Consider the following 21289-nt stretch of genomic DNA (forward strand, 5'->3'; position numbering starts at 1 on the left):
ACAATGACTTCACTGGGTGGCTTTCAGGACCACGTCGCACGTGTCGACCTGACAGATGGGGACGTGCAGTACGAGGGTATCGACGACGAGGACGCGAAGAAGTATATCGGCGCACGCGGCCTCGGCGTGAAGTACGTGTTCGAGCAGGGGGCGGACGTCGACCCACTCGGACCCGACAACATGTTGGCGTTCATGAACGGCCCGCTGACGGGCACACAGGTGACGATGAGTGGCCGTATCGCACTCGTCACCAAATCGCCGCTGACCAACACTATCACCGACTCCCACCACGGCGGATGGAGCGGTGCACGACTGAAGTGGGCCGGGTTCGACGGTCTGCTGTTCACCGGCAAATCCGAGAAACCCGTCTACGCGCTCGTCGAAGACGGGAAGGTCGAACTCCGCGACGCCTCCGAACTGTGGGGGAAGGGCGTCCACGAGACAATCGACATCCTCGGCGAGGAAGTCGACGGGTCTGTCGGCAAGAACCTCAGCGTGATGGCCATCGGCGAGGGTGGCGAGAACCAGGTCAAGTACGCCTGCGTCATCAACGAGGACGACCGAGCGTCGGGTCGCGGCGGCACTGGCTGTGTCATGGGGTCGAAGAACCTCAAGGCCGTCGTCGTCAAATCCGGCACGAAGATGCCGAAGCCTGCCGACCCCGAGACGTTCAAGGAGGGGTACCAGCAGGCGAGTCAACTCATCCGCGAGTCCGACGTCACCGGCCCGAACGAGGGCGGTCTCTCGCTCTACGGGACGAACGTCCTGATGAACATCGGCGAGGAGATGGACGGTCTTCCGACGAAAAACGGGAAGTACACGAGCACGGAAGCGTACCGTGACGCCGAAGGCGTCGACATCGACTCCGAACGCGTCTCCGGGGAGAACGTCCGCGAGAACATCCTCGTCGACGAACCGACCTGCCACTCCTGTCCGGTCGCCTGTAAGAAGGAAGTCGAGGTCAACTACACCCACAAGGGTGAGGACATGAACGTCCGCACGGAGTCCTACGAGTACGAGTCGGCCTACGCGCTCGGCCCGAACTCTGGACACACCGACCGCGACGCCATCGCCGTGATGATTCAGCGCTGTAACGACCACGGTCTCGACACCATCGAAGTGGGCAACGTGATGGCCATGGCGATGGAGATGACCGAGGAAGGCAAACTCGACGGCCTCGGCGACGGTCTGGAGTGGGGCGACACCGAGACCATGATCGACATGCTCACGAAGATTGCCAACCGCGACGGTGACCTCGCGGACCACCTCGCCGGTGGCGCGAACCACCTCATCGAGGAGTTCGACGGCGAGGAGAACTCACTGGCAGTCAAGGGCCAGACCATCGCGGCCTACGACCCGCGCTGCATGAAGGGGATGGGCATCGGCTACGCCACCTCCAACCGCGGTGCCTGCCACCTGCGTGGCTACACCCCGGCCGCCGAGATTCTCGGCATTCCGGAGAAGGTCGACCCGTACGCGTGGGAGGGGAAGGGCGAACTCACCGCCACCTTCCAGGACCTCCACGCCATCTCGGACTCCTTCGACATCTGCAAGTTCAACGCCTTCGCAGAGGGTATCGAGGAGTACGTGCTCCAGTACAACGGGATGACCGGTCTCGACGTGTCCGAGGACGAACTGATGCAGGCGGGCGAGCGCATCTACAACCTCGAACGCTACTACAACAACCTCGTCGGCTTCGACGGCGACGACGACTCACTGCCGGCGCGCTTCCTCGAAGGCGGCATCCCCGGACAGGGTGCCTCCGAGGGCGAGTACTGTGAACTCCCCGAGATGAAAGAGGAGTACTACACGCACCGTGGCTGGGTCGACGGCGTCGTCCCGGACGAGAAACTCGACGAACTCGGCATCGACATCGGGCCGGGAACGGGCGTCAGTTCGAGCGGCGACTCGCAGGCACCGGCCGACGACTGAGCGCAGAGAGCGCCGACGTTTTTTTTTGGCTTCGCCGGAATCGCTCAATTAGCGACGAGTTTCTGTGGCCGTGCCGAATAGAGAGTGCGTGTGTGTCAGAGCAGTCAGATACGATGACCTTCTCACCAGAAGGTAGGAATGCGAACTGCCGATACCACTGAAGTATCAAACGTGTATCGGAGTCCGACCAGTGAATTGGCACCTAATAATTGAAACAAGCACAATCTACTAAATTCCCACATATTTGGACAATTGTACATTGTGGGGGCGTTTTCTTGGATGATGAGAATAGTTATCCCTTCACAGAATCACATTCATGTATGATACTGTGTGACATTGGCTTCCCTTCGAATCAACTCGTTGAAGATACCAACGTGACAGTTGCGTCGTCATTAGGTAAGAGCGACTACGCAACTTCAGAGAATGGTGACAGAGAAACCTGACTTGCTCGATGGTGACGAGAACGGTAGACCGCCCCATCCACGAGACGAGAATGGGAACTACCTCTGTTATCGGGAATGCGAGGACGGGTCTCCGTGTCAAAGAATCACATTTAGACCACAGAGTGCCTGTTACCAGCACTTCGGCCGACCACAGGTGGATGCGGATGGAGAGAACAAATGACTCAATCGGAAGGCGGGGGGACAGTTTATCGATGCAGCGACGGCCGTTATTACGGTGATGTGGACGTGTGGTACCACCTCGAATCGGAAGCGTGGACCCCCTGTTGCTGGAACTCGGACTCTATGACAGAGTGGGTAGAGACACAGGAAGGGGAACTGCTTGTTCTCGTCCCCATAATCCACAGTTCTCTGCCCGAACAGGTGCAAATCGAGCACACCGCTGCCGGTACTAGCGTGCTTTGAGATAACTCCACGAGTCGTGTGAAGTGACACTTACACCCTCTACGTTCAGCACTTGTCCCATGCCAACGACAGAACATCCCACTGGGCATTCTCGACTCTACCCGACCAGGGGCACGACGAACCGAAGTAGCCACAACGTCCCCATGCCGACGGCGATGGTCGCAAAGACGTTCTCGGTGCGCCACGCGACGGCGGCGGCGACGAGGCCAGCGAGGAGACGGTCCGCTGTGAGCGTGCCGACGAGTGTCGGCTGAATCGACACCAACGCCGGAGCCACGAGTGCGGCGAGCACCGCCGCCGGGACGTACGTCAGCGCCTGTTCGACGCGCGGCGGGATGTCGTCGATGCGGCCGAACAGCGCGATAAAGGAGAGACGAATCGCGTACGTGATGACACCGATAGCGACGATGACCACCCAAATCGAGAGTGGGCCGTACGCCGTCGTCATCGCCACGACTCCGCGAGCATTCCGATTCCAACCCCGACGATGGCGGCGAGAATCAACCCGAGGTTGAACGGTAACCCCGCCCCGGCGACGGCGACGACGCCCGCCGCAACGGCCGCCGCGAGCGACTCGTGGTCTTTCAGCGTCGGTACGAGGAGTGCGAGAAAGACGAGTGGGACGGCGAACTCCAGTCCCCACGCCTGTGGGACGCCCGCGCCCACGACGACGCCGACGACGGTGCCGACCTGCCAGACGGTCCACAGCGCCAGCGACGCGCCGACGTAGTACCACCGCTGTCCGGATTCGTCTGTGTCGTAGCGAGCGACGGTGAGCGCGAACGCTTGGTCGGTGAGAAAGTACGCGAGTACTGCTCGCACTCGTCCGGTGACGCTCCGAAACCGCGGGGCGATGGAGGCCGAGTACATCATCATCCGCAGGTTGATGATTGCGGCGGTGAGGACGACGACGGCGAGCGGCGCGTTCGATCCGAGCAAGTCGAGTGCAGCGAGTTGCGAGGCGCCGGCGAAGACGAAGACGGACATTCCGAGTGCCTGCGCCGTCGACAGTCCCGCCTCGGCCGCGGCGACGCCGGCAACGAGGGCGAACGGGACGATGCCGAGGAGCAGCGGCAACGAGTCTCGTACTCCGGTCGAGAAATCGGAGGCGACGCGTGTCATGTGACAGAGTGGCGATGCCGGGGCCGAAACGTCTATCGATGCAGCAGCGACGGTTGCCCAATCGTCTAGCAGTGAACAGTCGTCGGCAGCGAAAAGAGTGGTTCGTCTACTATTCGTCTACTGTTCGTTCGAGAACTGCGCGTCGTAGGCGTTCTGGACGGCGAGGTACTGCTCGCGCGTCAACTCCGAGGCGAGTTCACTCTCGTCGAGGTCGAGTTTGTAGAGGCGGAACGCCAGTTCCGTCCGGGTCTTGATGTGGACGAGGTCCTCTCGCGCCACGTCGTCGGTGTACGGCTGGCGGTTGTAGATTGCCAGCACGTGCCCCGCCGTCTCGGCGCTCACTTCGTCGAAGGTGTAGTCCCAGTACTTCTCTCCGGTGATGTCGTCGAGCGTGTAGGCCGGGTTGGTCGGCAGTGGGCCGAACTGGGCGTCGTAGCTGTTCTGTACTTCGAGGAGTTGCTCACGGGTCAGTTCGTCCGCCAGTTCCGACTCGTCGTAGTCCGTGCCGTACAGGCGGTTCGCAATCTCTTCGCGCGTCTCGATGTCGCCGGGCGTGACACCCGCAGGGAGGGGTTGACGGTTGGCGATAGCCTGCACCTGTCCAGCCGTCTCGGTGTCGAGTTCGGCGAAGTTCTGTCCGTACTTCATCTGGGCGATGTCGTCGACCGTGTACTCGGTCGAGTCGTCGTTGCTGGACGTTCGGCGGCCGTCTCGCTCGACGGTGAGCGACGACCCGGTCGCGTTGGTCACGGTGTAGGACTGTCCCTGTTCGTTTTCGAGCGACTCGACGGCGAGCGTCAGGTCGGTCTCTCCGTCGTCGTCGCCTTCGACGGTGACGGTGGCGAGGACGACGCTACCATTCTGGTCGGTGTCGACGCCCGTTGCGACGAATCTCACCGACGACTCGTCGTCGGCGATTTCGACGGTGGACGTGGAGTTCTCGGTCGTGCCCGAAAGCTCGACGCCCGTGACGACGGCGACGTCGGAGTCGGTCACCGTGACGGTGACGTTGTACGCGCCGACGCCACCGCTGGCGTTGGTGACGACGACGTCGAACGTGGTCTCGTCACCTTCGTCGATTTCGTCGGTCGCGGGGTTCATCGTCACCGACGTGGCGAGCGTCTCACGCTCGTCGTCGTCGTCGGTGTCTCGGACGTGGACTTCGACCGTGTCGGTGTCCGTCTCGTCGTCGTCGCTGACGGTCACGTCGAAGACGAGCGTCGTCCTCTCGCCGACGTTCGGCGCGACGAACGACGCCGTGCTGTTGTTCGTGCTGTCGAGTGTGACGTTCGGGCCCGCAGTCTGGTTCCACGAGTATCGGAGGTCACCGTCTGCCCCGCTGGAGGCGGAGGCGTCGAGCGTGACGTTCGCGCCCTCGTCGACCGTCAGGTCGTCGCCGGCGGCGGCCGTCAGCGGCTGGTCGACCGGTTCGGCCTCGACGACGCGAATCGACGTTCCGAGCACGTCGGTCACGGTGTAGTTCTGTCCGGCTTCGGTGTCGAGCGTCTCGACGTCGAGCGTCAGGTCGGTCGTGCCGACGCCGTCACCGCGGACGGTCACGGTCGCGACGACGACGTTCCCGCTGTCGTCGGTGTCGGCACCTGCCGCGCTGACAGTCGCCGTGGACCCACCGTTGGACGTCGACATGCTGGCCTGCTTCTGCGAGGGTTCGCCAGCGAGCGAGACGTCGTCGATGGTCGCGACGGCCGAGTCGTTGGCGGTGACGGCGAAGGCGTACGCGCCCACACCACCCGTCGCGTTCTCGACGACGACGTCGTACGTCGTCGTGTCGCCCGCGTGGACGGCGTCGTCTGCGGCGACGAGGCTGACGACGGTGCGTGGCTGTTCTTCCTCGGCGGCGACGGCGCCGAGTGAGTCGTCGCTGCTGTCGAGTGCTCCGAGCGGGAAGCCCCCGACGGCGAACGCGCCGACGACGAGTGCAATCAGCGCGAGCACGCCGATGCGCTTCGTTGTGAGGACGCTCCCGATGGTTTGTGAATTCATACTCTTTGGAAATACTAGAGATACGGCTGTTTCGTTATACGTCCAGTAACAGACGGTTCGGTGCCCGTACCGACCGATTGGGCGTACTTACCGGTCGAAGCGTGCCGCTCCCCTCCCGAGAGAGTCGTCTCCCCTTCGTTCCCTCGCTGGAGGGTACTCAGCGGCGGGGAACGGGACGATTACTCGACTGTTTCGGTGGCCGACGACGGCGGAGCGAGGCTCGACGCTGTCTGACACTCTTCGCGACGGTCGATTCGTCGCGACGCTCGTCGGACTAGCTTGGCAAAAAATCCCGCGTCGACGGGTCCGAGCGGACCGCGTCTATCTCGACGCTGGGTGGTCGTTCGCTAGTGCTCGAACTGTTCGTCGTAGGCGTTCTGGACGGCGAGGTACTGCTCTCGCGTCAGTTCCGAGGAGAGTTCGCACTCTTCGAGACTGAGTTTGTACAGACGGTACGCCAGTTCTTCGCGCGTCTTGACGTGGACGAGTTCGTCTTTCGTCACGTCGTCGGCGAACGGTTGGCGGTTGTATATCGCTACAACCTGTCCCGCGGTTTCGGTGCTCACTTCGTCGAAGGCGTACCCGTACTTCTCGTGCGTGATGTCGTCGAGCGTGTACGTCGGCTCCTCCGGGAGCGGGCCGAACTGCGCGTCGTAGGTGTTCTGCACTTCGATGAGCTGTTCGCGCGTCAGGTCCTTCGTCAGGTCGGACTCGTCGAGGCTCATACCGTACAGTCGCTCGGCAATCTCCTCGCGGGTCTCGACGTCTTCGGGCGTGACGCCGGCCGGGAACGGCTGGCGGTTGTAGATCGCCTGCACCTGTCCGGCCGTCTCGGTGCTCAGTTCGTCGAAGGCACGGTCGTACTTCGCGTGTGCGATCTCGTCGAGCGTGTACGTCGATGATTCGCCGTCGTCGGCGTCGCTGTCGTCTCCGTCGGCGTCGCCGTCATCGGCATCACCGTCGTCAGCGTCGCCATTGTCGGCGTCACTGTCACCGTCGTCAGCGTTGCCGTCGTCAGCGTCGCCATCGTCAGCGTCGCCGTCATCGGCATCACCATCGTCAGCGTCGCCGTCGTCAGCGTCACCATCGTCGGCGTCACCATCGTCAGCGTCGCCGTCATCGGCATCACCGTCGTCAGTGTCGCCATCGTCGGCATCACCGTCGTCAGCATCACCGTCGTCGGCATCACCGTCGTCAGCGTCACCATCGTCAGCGTCACCATCGTCAGCGTCACCATCGTCGGCGTCGCCATCATCGGCATCGCCATCGTCGGTGTCACCATCGTCGGCGTCACCGCCGTCGTCTCCGTCGCTCACTGCCTCGACGGTGAGGGTAGCGGTCTGCGAGTCGTCGTCGGTGTAGACGCCGTGGGTGTACGACCCGGGCGCGAGAGCGCTCGTGTCGACGTCCTCGAAGGAGACCATCTGGCTCGCGCCACCCGCGAGGGTCGCGTCTTGGCTCGCGACGACGGTACTACCGACACGGAACTCGACCGTCTGGGTCGCTTCCTCGTCGCCAGTGTTCTCGACGGTCGCACTGACGTCGATGAGGTCACCTTGGGTGACCGTCACGTCAGTGGGGTTGAGGCCAGAGACCTCGAAGTTCGCCGGTTCCGGCTCTGGTTCCTCGTCGACTGCCTCGACGGTGAGGGTCGCAGTCGCGGACCCGTCTTCGCTGTAGATACCGTGCGTGTACGAACCGGGCGCGAGGGCGCTCGTGTCGACGTCCTCGAACCCGACCTGCGTACTCTGACCGCTTCCGAGGGTCACCTCTTTACTGTCGATGACCGTGCCGTCCACGCGGAACTCGATGCTCTGGGTGTCCGACCTGTCGCCGGTGTTCTCGACAGTCGCGCCGACGTCGACGAGGTCACCCTGCGTGACCGTCACGTCGGACGGCTGGAGGTTCGAGACCTCGAAGTTCGCCGGGCCGGCGCTGCTATCGTCCGTGACAGTCAGCGTAGCGCCGGTCGCCTCGGTCACCGTGTAGCTCGCACCGGCTTCGGTTCCGACCGCCTCGACGTCGAGGCTCAGGTCGGTCTCACCGTCGCGTTCACCTTCGACGGTGATGGTTGCGATGGTGACCGCGCCAGTGTCGTCGGTGTCGGCAAGCGCCGCGACGACGTCCACGGAGGAGCCGTCGTCGGCGATGGTGACGTCAGACGTCTGGCTGGAGGGCGACCCCTGCAACTGGACGTCCGTGATGGTCGCGACGTTCGGGTCGTCGACCGTCACCGTGAAGTCGTAGGCGCCAACGCCGCCGTTGGCGTTCTGGACGACCACGTCGAACGCGGTCTCGTCGTTCTCTTCGATCTCTTCGTTCGCCGGGTTGAGCGTCACCGACGTCGACAGATCGGGCTCTTCCGGTTCTTCGTCGTCGTCGGTGTCGACGTCTTGGACGAGGACCTCGACGGAGTCGGTGTCCGTCTCCTCGCCGTCGCCGACCGTGACCTCGAAGGTGAACGTCGTGTCTTCGGCGACGTCCGGAGCGGTGAACGACGCCGTACTGTCGTCGGCACCGTCGAGTCCGACGGCAGCCCCGCTCGTCTGCGTCCACGAGTAGCTCAGACTGTCTTCGTCGGGGTCACTGGAGCCAGAGGCGTCGAGCGTGACGTCGTCACCCTCGTCGACCGTCTGGTCGGCACCGGCGTCGGCCACCGGTGGCTGGTTGGTCGGTTCCGGTTCGTCGCCGGCGACCGTGAGCGAGGCACCGCTCTCTCCCGTGATGGAGTAGCTCTGTCCCTGGCTCGTCCCGAGTGCCTCGACGTCGAGGCTCAGGTCTGTCGTTCCGGCCGCGTCACCTTGGACCGTGATGGTCGAGATGACGACTTCGCCGTCCTCGTCGGAGTCAGCGAGCGCCGCGACGACGTCCACGGAGGAGCCGTCGGCTGCGATGTCTACGGTCGACGTCGACGCTGGCGGTGAACCGCCGAGTGCGACGTCGGTTATCGAGGCCACACTCGGGTCGTTCACCGTCACGGTGAAGTCGTACGCGGCGGCACCGCCCTGTGCGGTTTCGACGACGACGTCGTAGGTCGTCGTCTCGCCGGGTTCGACTTCGTCGCTCGCTGGTGAGAGGCTAACTGCGGTACTGGGCTGTGCTTGTTGCGCAGCGACAGCACCGAAGGAGCCTCCACCCCCGCCGAGCGCTCCGAGCGGAACCGCCCCTACCGCGAGCGCGCCGACGACGATTGCCGTCAACGCGAGCGCGACGAGGCTCTTCGTTGTGAGTACGTTGCTTGCTGTATTTGTGCTCATCCTGTTTGTTATCCTACTGATTTGGTTGGTTTCGTTATGAGTTCTGTAACGAATGTTTGACTATCGGTATCGAAGATTTAAGGCTTCATTTTCTACCCAGTGATGAGCATATTGTAGAGAGCCTGCACGTCGACGACGTCGATCTTCCCGTCACCGTTGTAGTCGAACTTCTCGACGTTCTCCGTCACGACTGGGTCGTTCAGGTTGGCGAAGGTGGCCTGGATGTCGACGATGTTGAACGTGCCGTCACCGTTGATGTCCTCGTAGATGCCGTCCCCGTCGAGGTCGTTCGGCGGGTTCTGGAAGTTGCCGATGGGTCCGAGGCTGACGACGGTTACCGTCGCTCCGGAGGTTCCGGACACCGTGTAGCTCTGACCGGTCTCGTCACCGAGCGCGGCGACGCCGAGCGAGAGGTTGGCCGAGCCATCGTCTCCGTCTGCGGCCGAGCCTTCGGCCTGCGTGGTCACTTCGATGGTCGCGATGGTGACTGCGCCGGAGTCCGCGGTGTTCATGAGCGCGGCGTTGATGGTCACCGAACTGCCGTCCTCACTGATCTGGACGTCAGACGTCTGAGCGCTCGGGTTGCCGAGTAGCTCGACGTTCGTAATCGTGACCGACGGGTCGTCGGAACTGACGGTCGCAGTGTACGCACCGACGCCGCCGTCGACGTTCTCGACGACCACGTCGAACGTCTCGGTGTTGCCAACGACGACTTCGGACGAAGTCGGCGAGAGGCTCACGTCGCTCGATTTGCCCGTCACCACTTCTTCCTCGACGGTGAGGGTGGCGGTCTGAGAGTCGTCGTCGGTGTAGACGCCGTGGGTGTACGAACCGGGTGCGAGACTGCTCGTGTCGACGTCCTCGAAGGAGACCGTCGTGCTCGCGCCGCCCGCGAGGGTCACGTCTTGACTCGCGACGACGTTCCCGTCGACTTGGAACTCGACACTCTGGGTCGCTTCCTCGTCGCCGGTGTTCTCGACGGTCGCGCCGACGTCGATGAGGTCACCTTGGGTAACCGTCACGTCCGTGGGGTTGAGACCAGAGACCTCGAAGTTCGCCGGAGTCGTCGTGACTGGCTCTTCGACGGTGAGCGTCGCGGTCTGTTCGTCGTCGTCGGTGTAGACACCGTGGGTGTACGAACCGGCGTCGAGACTGCTCGTGTCGATGTCCTCGAAGGAGACCGTCGTGCTCGCGCCGCCCGCGAGGGTCACGTCTTGGCTGGCGACGACGCTCCCGTCGACTTGGAAGGAGACGCTCTGAGTCGCTTCTTCGTCGCCGGTGTTTTCGATAGTCGCGCTGACGTCGACGAGGTCACCCTGGGTGACCGTCACGTCCGTCGGGGTGAGACCCGACACCTCGAAGTTCGGCGGTTCGACGACTTCCTCTTCGACGGTGATGGTCGTCGAAGCGGAGTTGACGAGACGTTCACTGGTCGATGGAACGATGACCGACCCTTCGGAGGTGACAACGTACTCGCCCGGTGCAGCGCTCTCGGGAACCTGCACGGTGTACGTGTGCGTGTAGGTCCCGGTCACACCGTCGCTGTCAGACAGAGAGAGTCCGCCGAGGAAGGCGTTCTGCTGGGCGAAGTAGTTCCAGCCGTCCCCCGCGTTCGCGGACGTTACTGTCCACCCATCGGGCAGGAGTGGCTCCATCCCCGGTGCGTTGGTCTCCGTCTGTACGAACGTCGCCGTAATCTGGACTTCGTCTCCGGGGTTCGCTGTGATGCTATCAGTACCGTGCGTGACGACGACGTCGGGTGCCGCAGCCACGATGCCTACCGGTCCGAGGACCGAGAGGACGAGTGCGAGCGCGACGAGCGCGGCCGTTGTTTTTCTAAGTCGCTTCTGAATTGCGTGTTTCATGTAATTTTGTTGTCGGCTATCGGTGTGTTAGTTAGTGTACTGTACGACTACGGAACCGAGTGGTTCCGAACCGTTCGACCGAAGAGAGATACCTCGGGTGCTCGACGTCGACGCGTGTGGCAGGTCCAGCGTGTGGAAAGTTACCCCCGGAAGCCGCCGCCCGGCGTCGGTAGTCGTCGTCCCAGGCCATCCTGGTCCGTCATCGGTCCCGCTCCACCCCGTGGCGTCACTCACCGGCGCGTCGACCACGCTGGTCGACTGCGGGCGGCCATCGACGACGGGTGTGGAGAGGGGTCTCATCGGTCTGTGTCCAGTCCCGCGATTACGCGCTGGCCTCCACGATTTCGATGGCGTTGATCTGGGGGTTCTCCACGTCGTGGATGAACTCGATGTCGATGTCGCCGTCGGACCCGGCGGTCACCGTAATCGACTCCATACCCGCGTTCTGGTCACCGTACGCGGCGATTGGGCTGAACCCGGAGAGTTCGGTCGTTCCCTCGATGTTCACGTCGAAGACGCGGTCACCGACTGCGCTGGTGCCGCTGTACCCGTCGTAGAAGTACAGACGGACCTCGTATGTCTGTCCGGCCTCGATCTGGTCAGCGAACTCCCACGCCATCTCGTCACCGCTGGGCTGGTCCCACCGCTCGCTGTTCCAGATTGTCGTCGGCGTCGACGACGGGACGGAGTCGTCGATGCTGTTCAGACCGCTTCCGTACGACCCGGTTTGGGTGCCGCCGGCGACGAGGTACTGGCTCGGTGAGCCACCCGTGTCGGCGCTCCAGTCCGGGCCGTCGTCGGTCGCCGTGACCGCAGACCCACCCGCGTTCACACGGTAGAGGACCTGCGGTTCGCTGGTCGCTTCACCGAGTTTCAACACGACGACGTTGGAGGTCGCGCCGGTGTCACCGCTGCCGTCCTCGACGGTGGCGATGAAGTGGTTGAACCCGCCCTCGGCGCCGGTACCCGTCGAGTCGAGGAGCGTCACCGGAACGGTCGCCTCGCCGTTCGAGTCGAGGGTAGCCGTCACGTAGTCGACGTTCTCCGCGGTGTTTGCTTCGAACTCTTCGAGTTCGTATCCGTTCGCCTGATTGGCGAGTTCGAGTTGGCCCTCGACGTGGAGCAACGTCACCGTCGCACCAGCCGGACCGGAGACCGTGATGGTCTGGTCGGTGTCAGTGACGACTGCGCCACTGTGTTGGCTGTGGAGGATGCCGCTGTCGAGCGAGACGCCGTCGACGCCGAGCGTCGGTGCGTCCGCGAGGTCGGCTTTCGCCGTCGCCTGCGAGCCACCGTTGCTTCCGTCAGCGAACAGGTTCGTCGTCTGCGTCGAGCCGTCGGCGTATTCGACCGTCACCGTCGCGCCCGAGAGTTCGAGACCCGAGACGGAGCCGGCTGCGCCGGACCCCTGTGCGTCTTTGATGCTCGTCGGGTCGATGTCCGTCGAGAAGGCGAACGACTCGCCCGCATCGAAGTCAGTGAAGTCGATGGTCAGTTCGTCGTAGCCGTCTGCGCCGTCGTTACCGTTGTGCGGTGCCGCGAACGACCCGGAGGGGCCGACCGCGCTCGTACCGCTGTCAGCGCTGAACCCTTTTCCAGTCGAGTCACCTGCGGTTCCGTCGGGGTCGAAGACCACGTCGGGGAACGCTGCAGTGCTCAGGTCGTAGGTGACCGACGAAATCTGCTTGTCGCCGGTGTTCGTGATCTCTATCGAGCTTCCGCTGAAGGTACTCGCGTCGATGCCGCCGTTCGCGTTGACGGCGAAGTCGGCGGAGCCGATATCGTCGCCGCCACTGCCACCACCGTTACCGTCGGCTTCGGTGACTTTGATGGCGGAAATCTTCGCGTTGTCGACGACGTTCGAGAAGACGATGTTCAGTTCGCCGTCGTCGACGGTGGTCGTGAACGTCTCGGACGTCGCCGCCTGCGGACCGCCCGCAGTCGCGTAGATGTCGTAGTCGTTCAGGACCTGCTGTCCCTCGATGGCGACGTCGAACAGACGGTCGCCTTCGCCACCGTCGTTCGCGACGCCTTGGTAGAGTTCGGCGAACAGCAGTTCGACGTCGTAGTCGCCGTTGTCGACCGGGACGTCGTACGAGAAGGACCCGTACCGCTCGGTGTAGTAGAGCGTGTCGTCGTCCGTGTTCGTAATCTCCGGGGTGGATGGCGTTCCGGCACTGCCGGTCGTGAACGTGGTGCCGCCGTCGAAGTTCGTGTCTGCCGCGTAGACCGTGCCGTCGGTCGCCGTGTACTCCGGACCGCCGGCGTTCACCGCGAAGACGGTCTCAGCGCCGCTTCCGCTACCGGGTTCGTACTTCAGGACGACCACGTTCGAGGCGTCTCCCATATCGCCGGAGGCCTCGCCGTGGGCGGCCACGAAGTAGTTGAAGCCGGCTTCGTCGTCGTCGTCGGCACCGTCGGTCAGCGTGACCGGAACCGTCGCCTCGCCGTTCGAGTCGAGGGTGACCGTGTAGTACTCGACGTTGACCGCGTTGTTCGCTTCGAGCGCTTCGACGTCGTAGCCGCCGTTCGGGACGTTGCTCAACGAGAGTTCGCCCTCGACGCGCACGAGCGTGACCGTCTCACCGGGTTCGCCGGAGACCGTGATGGTCTGGCTGGCCTCGGAGACCGTCGCGCCGCTGTGGTAGCCGTCGAGAACGCCGCTGTCGAGCGAGACGCCCGCTGCTCCGATGGTCGGTGCCGGGGCTTCGTCGCCGTCGAGGACGGCCGTCGACCCGCCGACGCTACCGTCGCCCATCAGGTTCGCCGTCTGGACCGTCCCGTCGGAGTAGGTGACCGTCACCGTCGAGCGGGCGAGTTCCAGACCGGAGACCGGACCGGCCTCCTGCGAAGCAATCGTCGACCCCTTGATGCTGGTCGGGTCGTTGTCCGCCCAGAACGTCGCCGTCTCGCCGTTCTGGAAGTCGCTGAACTCGACGGTCATGACGTCGTAGCCGTCTGCGCCGTCGTTACCGTTGTGCGGCTGTGAGAACGCTTCGTCCGAGCCACCGCCGCTGGTCGTGATGCCCGTGCCACCGTCGCTGACGACGTTGAGGCCCTCACCGGTCGGGTCGCCCGCCGTGCCGTCGGGGTCGAAGACCATATCGGGCATGGTCGCCGTGCTCAGGTCGAACGAGACCGACACGATGTCCGTCTCGCCGGTGTTGGTCACTTGGTAGCTTCCGATTCCGTAGGTCGTCTGGTCGATGTTTCCGCTGTCGGGGGTCACCTCGACCAGCGACGAACTGCTGAGACTGGACGCTTCCACCGTGACGGTGGCCTCGTCGGACGCCTCGGCGTTCGCGTACGCCGTGTGCGTCATGTCTGCGACGGCGACGGAGACAGTGTGTTCGCCCGCAGCGACGTTCTCGAAGGTGTACGAGCCGTCGAGGGGTTGCCCGCCGACGTAGTCGTTCTCGTCGAGTTGGACGTGGACGTGGTCCGTCGACTCCGCGGGAGTCGCCTGCCACGTGACGGTCACGTTGTTGCCGTCGACAGCGGTGTCGGTAATCTGGATTGACGCGTCGTCCGAGCCGGTGTCGACCGTCGCGCCGATGGCCCACGTGTTGATGAGCTGTTGAATCTCTTGGAACGCGATGGTCTGACCGCCGGTGTTGGGCACTTCTGCACCGGTCGCCCACCAGTTGATCGCCTGTTGAATCTCTTGGAACTCGATGAGCGAGTCGTCGCCGTCACTGGCGCTGGCAACCGCCTGTTCGACGGTCAGGTCACCGGTCGACGAGTCGGTGACCGTCACCGTCGCGTCGAGCGTGCCGGCGATGTCGTAGTCTTCTGCATCGTCCGTTCCGATGTCCACCGACTCTCCATCTATCGAGAGCGTGGCGTCGCCAGCGGACTGACCTTCGATGGTCACCGTCGCGAGCACGACTTCACCGGTGCCGGAGGTGTCGGAGAACCCGACTGCAGCGGACGCGGACGACCCGTCGGACGCCACCGAGGTCGAACTGACACTAGTCGACGGGTTACCGGCGAGGTCGATCTCTGTAATCGTCGCGACGTTCGTGTCGTCGACGCTGACGGTGAACTCGTAGGACCCGACGCCCTCCGATGCCGCCGTTGCGACGACGTCGACTGTTGTGGTGCTCCCGGGGCTAACCGACTGACTGGCCGGGGTAATCGCTATCTGTGTGCTCGCCGCGAGTGCGACACCGGACGCTCCCGCCGAGACGACGAGGAGGACCGCCATCACGACGACGGCGAGCTTGTTGAGTCTCTGTCTTGATGCTGAGTTTCGTTTCATTGAGGTTGCTGTGGTTTCACTTTGGCTGTGTTCGTTTGCTGGTTCGCTGGGTGTGCGCTCCCCGGACGGTGGTCTGACGGACCTCTGGAGTGAGTCGCTCCGTCGTTCGTCTCGAAGTCGCACTGCCGAGATTCCGAGAGCGGGGATCAGCCACCCTCGGCGGTCGTGAGCCGTGCTACTCGCTCTGCGTCTCGATGAACAACGCCTGCACGTCGACGATGTTGACCTCGCCGTTGCCGTTGAAGTCGAACGCCTCTGGGTAGTTCTGGACGCCGTCGCTCTCGTAGTTCTGGAAGAGCGCCTGCACGTCGACGATGTTGAACTCACCGTTGCCGTTGACGTCCTCGTAGCGGCCGTCGCCGTCCGGGTCGGTCGGTGCATTCTCGAAGCTCCCGACCGGTCCGGGCGCGGAGTCGTCACTCACGGCGACGATTTCGATGGCGTTGACCTGCGGGTTCTCCACGTCGTGGATGAACTCGATGTCGATGTCGCCGTCGGATCCGGCGGTCACCGTGACCGACTCCATCCCGGCGGTCTGGTCGCCGTACGCCGCGATGGGGTCGAAGCTCTGCAGTTCGGTCGTTCCCTCGATGTTCACGTCGAAGACGCGGTCACCGACTGCGCTGGTGCCGTCGAAGCCGTCGTAGAAGTACAGACGGACCTCGTAGGTCTGTCCGGCCTCGATCTGGTCGGCGAACTCCCACGCCATCTCGGGGGATGCCGATGGGTCGTAGCGTTCCTTCTGGAACACCTCGTTCGGCGTGCTCGAGGGCACCGACGCGTCGACGGCGTCGACGGTGTAGGTGCCGCCGGGGATAGCTCCGCCGGCGACGAGGTACTGGCTCGGTGAGCCATCCGTGTCGGCGCTCCACACGGGACCGTCGTCGGTCGCCGCGACTTCAGGTCCACCCACGTTGACGCGGTGGATGACGTCGCCGTCGACCGGCGGAGCGTCCGTGTCCTGAATCGTCACGTCGACCGTGTCGGTGTCGCTGAACTCGCCGTCGGAGACGCTGACCTGGAAGGTGAGCGTCGTGTCGCCGTCGACGTCCGGGGCGGTGAACGTCACCTGTTCGCTGTCGCTCACGTCGAGCAGTCCGTCGGGCGTGCCCGCCGTCTGCGTCCACGTGTAGCCGAGTTGGTCGCCGTTCGGGTCGCTGGAGCCGGACGCATCGAGCGTCACCGTCTGCCCTTCGTCGACTGTGACGTCGCCACCGGCGTCGGCCACCGGTGGCTCGTTCGTCGGCGCGTCGACGTACTCGACGTTGAGGTCGGTCCAGGTCGCGTCGAACGTCGAACTGGCCTGGTAGGACGTCGCGATGACGCCGACTGCGAGACCGCTACCGTCGGTACTGTCGAGCCAACTGGCCGGGATGGCCGTCGTGCCGACCGTCGTCTTCGCCCCACCGTCGACACCGTACTCGGCGGTGAGTGCGACTTCGTCGATACCGTTGTCGGGGTCGGGGTCGGTCGTCGGGTCGACCGTCAAGTAGAGGTCGGTGTTCGTCGACGGACCCGTCACAGTGCTGTCGTCGGGCTGTGCGACGCCGGTGAAGGTCCCGTCGACCTCTTTGGCCAACTGGACACCACCGGTTCCGCCGTTAGCGGAGACGACGACTTTCGCGTAGTTGTCCTGGTCACCGGTTCCGACGTAGATACCTATCGCTTGGTAGTTCTGCGGACTGTCCGGGAACCCGTTGACCGTCGTCGAGACGGTGAACGGTTCGCCTGGCGCGTCGATGCCGCGCTGGAAGGCGAACTGCTGGCTGTTCTGGTCGTTGACCGCGTCACCGCCCGGGACGCTCTCGACCGACAGCACCTGTGCCGCCCCACCGACCGTCATCTGGTCGGGGTCGTAGAGGTCGAGGTAGTCGTCCTGTCCGTTCGTCATCAGGCCCGTCCACCCCTGTCCGTTGTCGCCGAACAGCGTCGTCTCGGAGAAGTCCATCTCCACCGGGAGCGACGTGTCGACGCCGTTGTTCGCGTCGAGTGCGAACGGGTCCTGCGTGTCGTCGATACCGTCGTTGTCGTCGTCCGGGTCGTTCAGGTTGGACGTGCCGTCGTCGTCGAAGTCGGCCGGCGTCGACGCGGCCGAACATGGGTCGGTCCCGTTGTCGAGTTCGTCGGCGTTGTCGTAGCCGTCGTTGTCTTCGTCGAGGCTCGCGTCGTCGGCACCGGTACACTGCGTCCCGGTGTTTCCGTCGTAGTCGTTCGGCTCGAACACCGTGATGCCGCCACGAGCGGTCCAGACGGTCCCCGGGAAGGGACCCTCGTCACTCTGTGCGGCGATGCCGAGCGCGCTGATGTCGCTGAAGAAGTTTCCTTCCTGGTTCGTCACTCCGTCGCCTGCGGCGTTGAGTTCGACGCGCTCGACGGAGCCGCCGTTCTCGACGACGAGCAGGTCGCCCTGCATCGCGCCGCCGAAGTTCGAAGCGGTGTACTCGTCGATACCGCCGGTCCAACCGAAGGTGTTCCCGAGGGAGTTGTCTTCGGTCGGGTCCTGGTAGTCACACTCGACCGGGTTGACGAGCGAGGCCGGAACGGGGCTGTTGCTCTCGGTGATGTCGAGAATCACGTTCCCGTCCTTGTCGTAGATGTCTGCGCCGGTCGGGTTCCCGCGAATCGGGGCCGCGTGGCCGCCGTAGGAACCCTGCGTGGCGAGGTGTAGCTGGTCGCCGGTGCTGTAACTGCCGTCCTCGTTAGGGGCGTTCGTACAGATGCCGGCGGGACCTTCGTCGACCGGTATCCCACCCCAGCCACCGTTCGGGCCGTTGTCGATGACGTAGAGCTGGTCGTCCTCCGAGAGGACGAGGTCGTAGGGGTTGCGGTAACCCGACGAGTAGACCTGAACCGGGCCGTTCTCGAGCCACTTCGCTTGGTTCAGTCCGTTGTTGCCACCGAACGGCAGGTCGTCGCCGTCCGTGGCGTCGTCGTTCTGGATGGTCGGGATGCCGTAGTAGAACGGCAGGTCCGGGTAGTTGCTGTTGTAGTTCTGGAGATTCTTCGCGCCGAAGCTCTCGACCTGTTGCAGGTCGATGGTCAGGACGGCGGCCGACAGGGCGTACTCGGGCGTGTGACCGAAGTTGTTACTCGGCGCTCCCTTGTTCGCGTGGCCACCCGATGCGACGTACAGCGTGTTGCCGTCGTCGCTCAGGTCCAGCCCGTTCGTCGCGTGGTTCTCCTCAGAGCGCGGAAGCCCGAGGACCAACACTTCGTGCGTGATTTCGCTGTCGGCGAGGACGCCGTCCCCACCCCAGTCGAGGGTGAGCCGCGAAATCGCACCGGAGTTGGTATCGACGCTGTCGTCGTCGTCACCGACCTTGATGGTCGGGTCGCTCGACGAGACGTAGAGCACGGGCGTCGAAGCCGTTCCTCCGACCGTGATGCCGGTGATCTGACGGTCGTTCTCACCCGAGTTGTAGCTCCCGTCGTCGTTGTGGTTCGGGATGTCTTGGACGAGGCCGATCTCCTTCTCGTAGACGACGGAGTAGGAGTTCGCGCCGTTGCGCTCGATTTCGAGCGCGTAGACCATCCCGTTCTGCTTGGTGACGTAGAGTCGGTCGTCGGGACCGAACTCCAACGCGGTCAGCGACCCGTCACCGAAACCTTGGAGACTGCTCTTACCGAAGCCGATCTGCGCCGTGCTCGCCCCCTCACCCGAGAGTGAGACGGAGAGCGGCGAGTTGCTACCGGAGTGGCTGACTTCGAGCGTCCCCGACTTCGCCTGTGCGTCGGACGGCGTGAACGAGACGGGGATGCTGGCGGACTCGCCGGGTGCGAGCGTGTTCGTCGAAGCTGAGCCAGCGGAGAAGTCCCCGTCACCGGAGACGGAGACGTCCGTGATGTCGATACTCGGGTCACCGTCGCCGCCGAGGTTGGTCACCGTGACCGTGTTCGTCTCGGAGTCACCGACGAGAACGCTCCCGAAGTCGAGACTCGACTGCCCGCCGAGTTCGTTTGCTTGTGGCTCCGAGGAGACGACCTCGATAGCAGATATCTTGGCGTTGTCGACGACGGTGGTGAACTCGACGTCGAGCGTCCCGTCGGTGGGCGTGACAGTGTAGGACTTCATCGTCCCGACGTCGTGACCGACGTCTGCGTGGATGTCGTAGTCGTTCAGAACCTGCTGGCCCTCGACGGAGACGTCGAACTCACGTGCGCCGTTAGATGTGGCGAAAATCTCTGCGAAGTACAGTCGCACTTCGTACTGCTGGTTCGCGGTGACGTCGAAGTCCCACTGCGTGTCACCGTAGCGCTCCGTCTCGAACACCGCCGATGGTGTGCTACCGGGAACCGTCCCGTCAGTCGAGACGGCGTCCGACGTCGAGTACGTGCTCGTACTTCCGCTGACGGTTACCCCGCTCGTCGATCCGGGCGACGTCCAGTCGGGACCGCCGTCGGTCGCGGAGACGGTCGACCCACCCGCGTTCACTCGATAGAAGGTCCCCGTCTGTGCGCTCGCCGTCCCCGCAGCGAACGCGACGGTTCCTGCGAAGGTGGACGTGACGAGGAGGAGCGTCAACAGGAGGACGAAGGGTCGCTTCGCCCGACTCATAGTGTCCCTCCACGATGCTGTTCGTGTCCCTGTAAAGCATCTACGCCAGCTGCGAATCTGCGATAAGGTGCAGACGGTGGCCCGCGTAATTTATCAGTTTGTCGTATCATAGTAGACAACTCACCGACGAGTCGGGAGTTCGGCCTGAGTTACATGACAGGGTATGTAGGTACACACCAGCTAACTGCGTCTTAGCCGTATAATATACGAAAATAGTCTTGATAAACGACCAATATAACGCGAATATAGCGAACAACTTCTATCTGACAGTAATAGACAAAACCGAGATAGGGAGACGACTTTCTCCGTGTCAGATAAAATTTCTCGAATTCGATTCTGTTTGTACACTCTGTACAATTTTATAATCTGTCAGAGGAGGGGAAGAGCCACTTCGAGAATATTTCACCATATCGAGAAAGTCACGTAAGCGAAGCGCGCCGGAAAGTCCGGCCACAATTCGTTTATAGACGGTACCGCGGTCGGTCGACGTTTGACATGACTACTCGTTGACACCGACGACGACCGCAGACCGAATCTCCAGTGCGGTCTCGAACTCGTCACGACGGTCGAGACGCGAAGCGACTCGTCGAAGCTGTTCGGTGTGTGCGCGTTCGACGGCGTCGGTCTCGCGGCGGTCGAAGCCGAGTCTGTCGCCGATGGTCCGCCAGTGGTCGCGCGAGACGAGAAACGTCGCTCGCTCGCTGTCTTCGTCGACGAGTTCGAACGCCTGGTAGTAGTCGTCGAGTCGGGGGGCGAGGTCGGCCTGTACCCGACGGAGGAGGTAGGGGAGCGCCTTCGGTGGAACGCTCGCCTTCGCCGCCGTCAAGACGAGAATCTGTCCCTCGATGGGAATCTCGGTGGTCTCCTCCACGTCATCCTCCGGCGCGCATCGCCTTCTGCGAGAACTGTTCGATGAGCGGTTCCAGCGTCGCTTCGTCGCCCTGAAAGACGACGGTGACCTCCGTGAGCGAGACGGTCGGACCGATGCTCACCTTCTCGTTCGACAGCGACGCCTCCCAGTCGTCGCCCGTGACCGTGTCGTCGCCCACCTGCTCGCCGCCGAGGTTTTCGAGGTAGTGGATGGCGAGTCGCTGAGAGATGCCACGGAAGGCCTTCTCGCGGGTGACGGTGTCGGTCATCAGCCACCTGCGACGGGCGGGAAGACACTCAACGTGTCGCCGTCTTCGAGTTCCGTCTCGACACCGGCCATGTGGAGCACCTCGCGGCCGTTCTTCAGGACGTTTATCTGGGGTTTGAGCCCCCCGTTCTGGAGAATCTGTCCCTCAAGCCCGTCGAACTCGTCTTCGAGTGCACCGAGCACGTCGCCGACGAGCGCTCCGTCCTCGTACTCTCGCTCTATGGTCTTCGTGCCGACCGCTTCGCGAAAGGTCGCAAAGAACCGCAGTTCCAGTCGCATACCGTCTGAT

At 63.4% G+C, this 21289-nt stretch carries 11 protein-coding genes; 1 reads left to right on the forward strand and 10 read right to left on the reverse strand.

What is annotated here, in order from left to right:
* Window positions 1-3: 3 nt before the first annotated feature.
* Entirely contained in the window at window positions 4-1932 is a 1929-nt protein-coding gene (locus BM083_RS04510) for an aldehyde ferredoxin oxidoreductase family protein (protein WP_089866285.1), read from the forward strand.
* A 963-nt stretch (window positions 1933-2895) separates the two neighbouring features.
* Here BM083_RS04510 and BM083_RS04520 read toward each other — a convergent pair.
* From BM083_RS04520 to BM083_RS04565, 10 genes are all read right to left on the reverse strand, one after another.
* Window positions 2896-3246 carry an AzlD domain-containing protein gene (locus BM083_RS04520; protein ID WP_089866288.1) on the reverse strand — a complete coding sequence of 117 codons (351 nt, stop codon included), beginning with the start codon at window positions 3244-3246 and terminating at the stop codon, window positions 2896-2898.
* Window positions 3243-3920, reverse strand: coding sequence for an AzlC family ABC transporter permease (locus BM083_RS04525; protein ID WP_089866292.1), 678 nt, complete (start codon window positions 3918-3920; stop codon window positions 3243-3245). Before BM083_RS04525 ends, BM083_RS04520 begins: the two co-directional genes overlap by 4 nt.
* A 117-nt stretch (window positions 3921-4037) precedes the next feature.
* Entirely contained in the window at window positions 4038-5924 is a 1887-nt protein-coding gene (locus BM083_RS04530; RefSeq protein ID WP_089866294.1) for a PKD domain-containing protein, read from the reverse strand.
* 347 nt (window positions 5925-6271) lie between these two features.
* Entirely contained in the window at window positions 6272-9181 is a 2910-nt protein-coding gene (locus tag BM083_RS04535) for a PKD domain-containing protein (RefSeq protein WP_089866297.1), read from the reverse strand.
* Window positions 9182-9273: 92 nt separating this feature from the next.
* Window positions 9274-11046, reverse strand: a complete 1773-nt coding sequence (locus BM083_RS04540; RefSeq protein ID WP_089866300.1) for a dockerin type I domain-containing protein — start codon at window positions 11044-11046, stop codon at window positions 9274-9276.
* Window positions 11047-11368: 322 nt separating this feature from the next.
* Complete coding sequence (locus tag BM083_RS04545; protein ID WP_177197537.1) at window positions 11369-15307, reverse strand: malectin domain-containing carbohydrate-binding protein; 3939 nt, start codon at window positions 15305-15307, stop codon at window positions 11369-11371.
* Window positions 15308-15482: 175 nt separating this feature from the next.
* Complete coding sequence (locus BM083_RS04550) at window positions 15483-19862, reverse strand: malectin domain-containing carbohydrate-binding protein (protein ID WP_089866308.1); 4380 nt, start codon at window positions 19860-19862, stop codon at window positions 15483-15485.
* Between the two features lie 499 nt (window positions 19863-20361).
* The gene (locus BM083_RS04555; RefSeq protein WP_089866311.1) at window positions 20362-20733 is read right to left on the reverse strand and encodes a DUF8048 family protein; all 372 of its coding nucleotides are present in this window, start codon (window positions 20731-20733) and stop codon (window positions 20362-20364) included.
* Between the two features lies 1 nt (window position 20734).
* The gene (locus BM083_RS04560) at window positions 20735-21001 is read right to left on the reverse strand and encodes a MoaD-like domain-containing protein (RefSeq protein WP_009375857.1); all 267 of its coding nucleotides are present in this window, start codon (window positions 20999-21001) and stop codon (window positions 20735-20737) included.
* Window positions 21001-21279, reverse strand: coding sequence for a ubiquitin-like small modifier protein 1 (locus BM083_RS04565; protein ID WP_089866314.1), 279 nt, complete (start codon window positions 21277-21279; stop codon window positions 21001-21003). The genes BM083_RS04560 and BM083_RS04565 overlap by 1 nt, the downstream gene beginning before the upstream one ends.
* Between the last annotated feature and the right edge of the window lie 10 nt (window positions 21280-21289).

This window comes from Halogranum rubrum (assembly GCF_900114455.1).
In the GTDB taxonomy this organism is placed as follows: domain Archaea; phylum Halobacteriota; class Halobacteria; order Halobacteriales; family Haloferacaceae; genus Halogranum; species Halogranum rubrum.

Bases quoted from the DNA above. Each gene is read 5' to 3' on its own strand.
- BM083_RS04550 (WP_089866308.1), bottom strand. From the start codon at position 19,862: ATGAGTCGGGCGAAGCGACCCTTCGTCCTCCTGTTGACGCTCCTCCTC.
- BM083_RS04510 (WP_089866285.1), top strand. From the start codon at position 4: ATGACTTCACTGGGTGGCTTTCAGGACCACGTCGCACGTGTCGACCTG.
- BM083_RS04540 (WP_089866300.1), bottom strand. From the start codon at position 11,046: ATGAAACACGCAATTCAGAAGCGACTTAGAAAAACAACGGCCGCGCTC.
- BM083_RS04520 (WP_089866288.1), bottom strand. From the start codon at position 3,246: ATGACGACGGCGTACGGCCCACTCTCGATTTGGGTGGTCATCGTCGCT.
- BM083_RS04525 (WP_089866292.1), bottom strand. From the start codon at position 3,920: ATGACACGCGTCGCCTCCGATTTCTCGACCGGAGTACGAGACTCGTTG.
- BM083_RS04545 (WP_177197537.1), bottom strand. From the start codon at position 15,307: ATGAAACGAAACTCAGCATCAAGACAGAGACTCAACAAGCTCGCCGTC.
- BM083_RS04565 (WP_089866314.1), bottom strand. From the start codon at position 21,279: ATGCGACTGGAACTGCGGTTCTTTGCGACCTTTCGCGAAGCGGTCGGC.
- BM083_RS04535 (WP_089866297.1), bottom strand. From the start codon at position 9,181: ATGAGCACAAATACAGCAAGCAACGTACTCACAACGAAGAGCCTCGTC.
- BM083_RS04560 (WP_009375857.1), bottom strand. From the start codon at position 21,001: ATGACCGACACCGTCACCCGCGAGAAGGCCTTCCGTGGCATCTCTCAG.
- BM083_RS04530 (WP_089866294.1), bottom strand. From the start codon at position 5,924: ATGAATTCACAAACCATCGGGAGCGTCCTCACAACGAAGCGCATCGGC.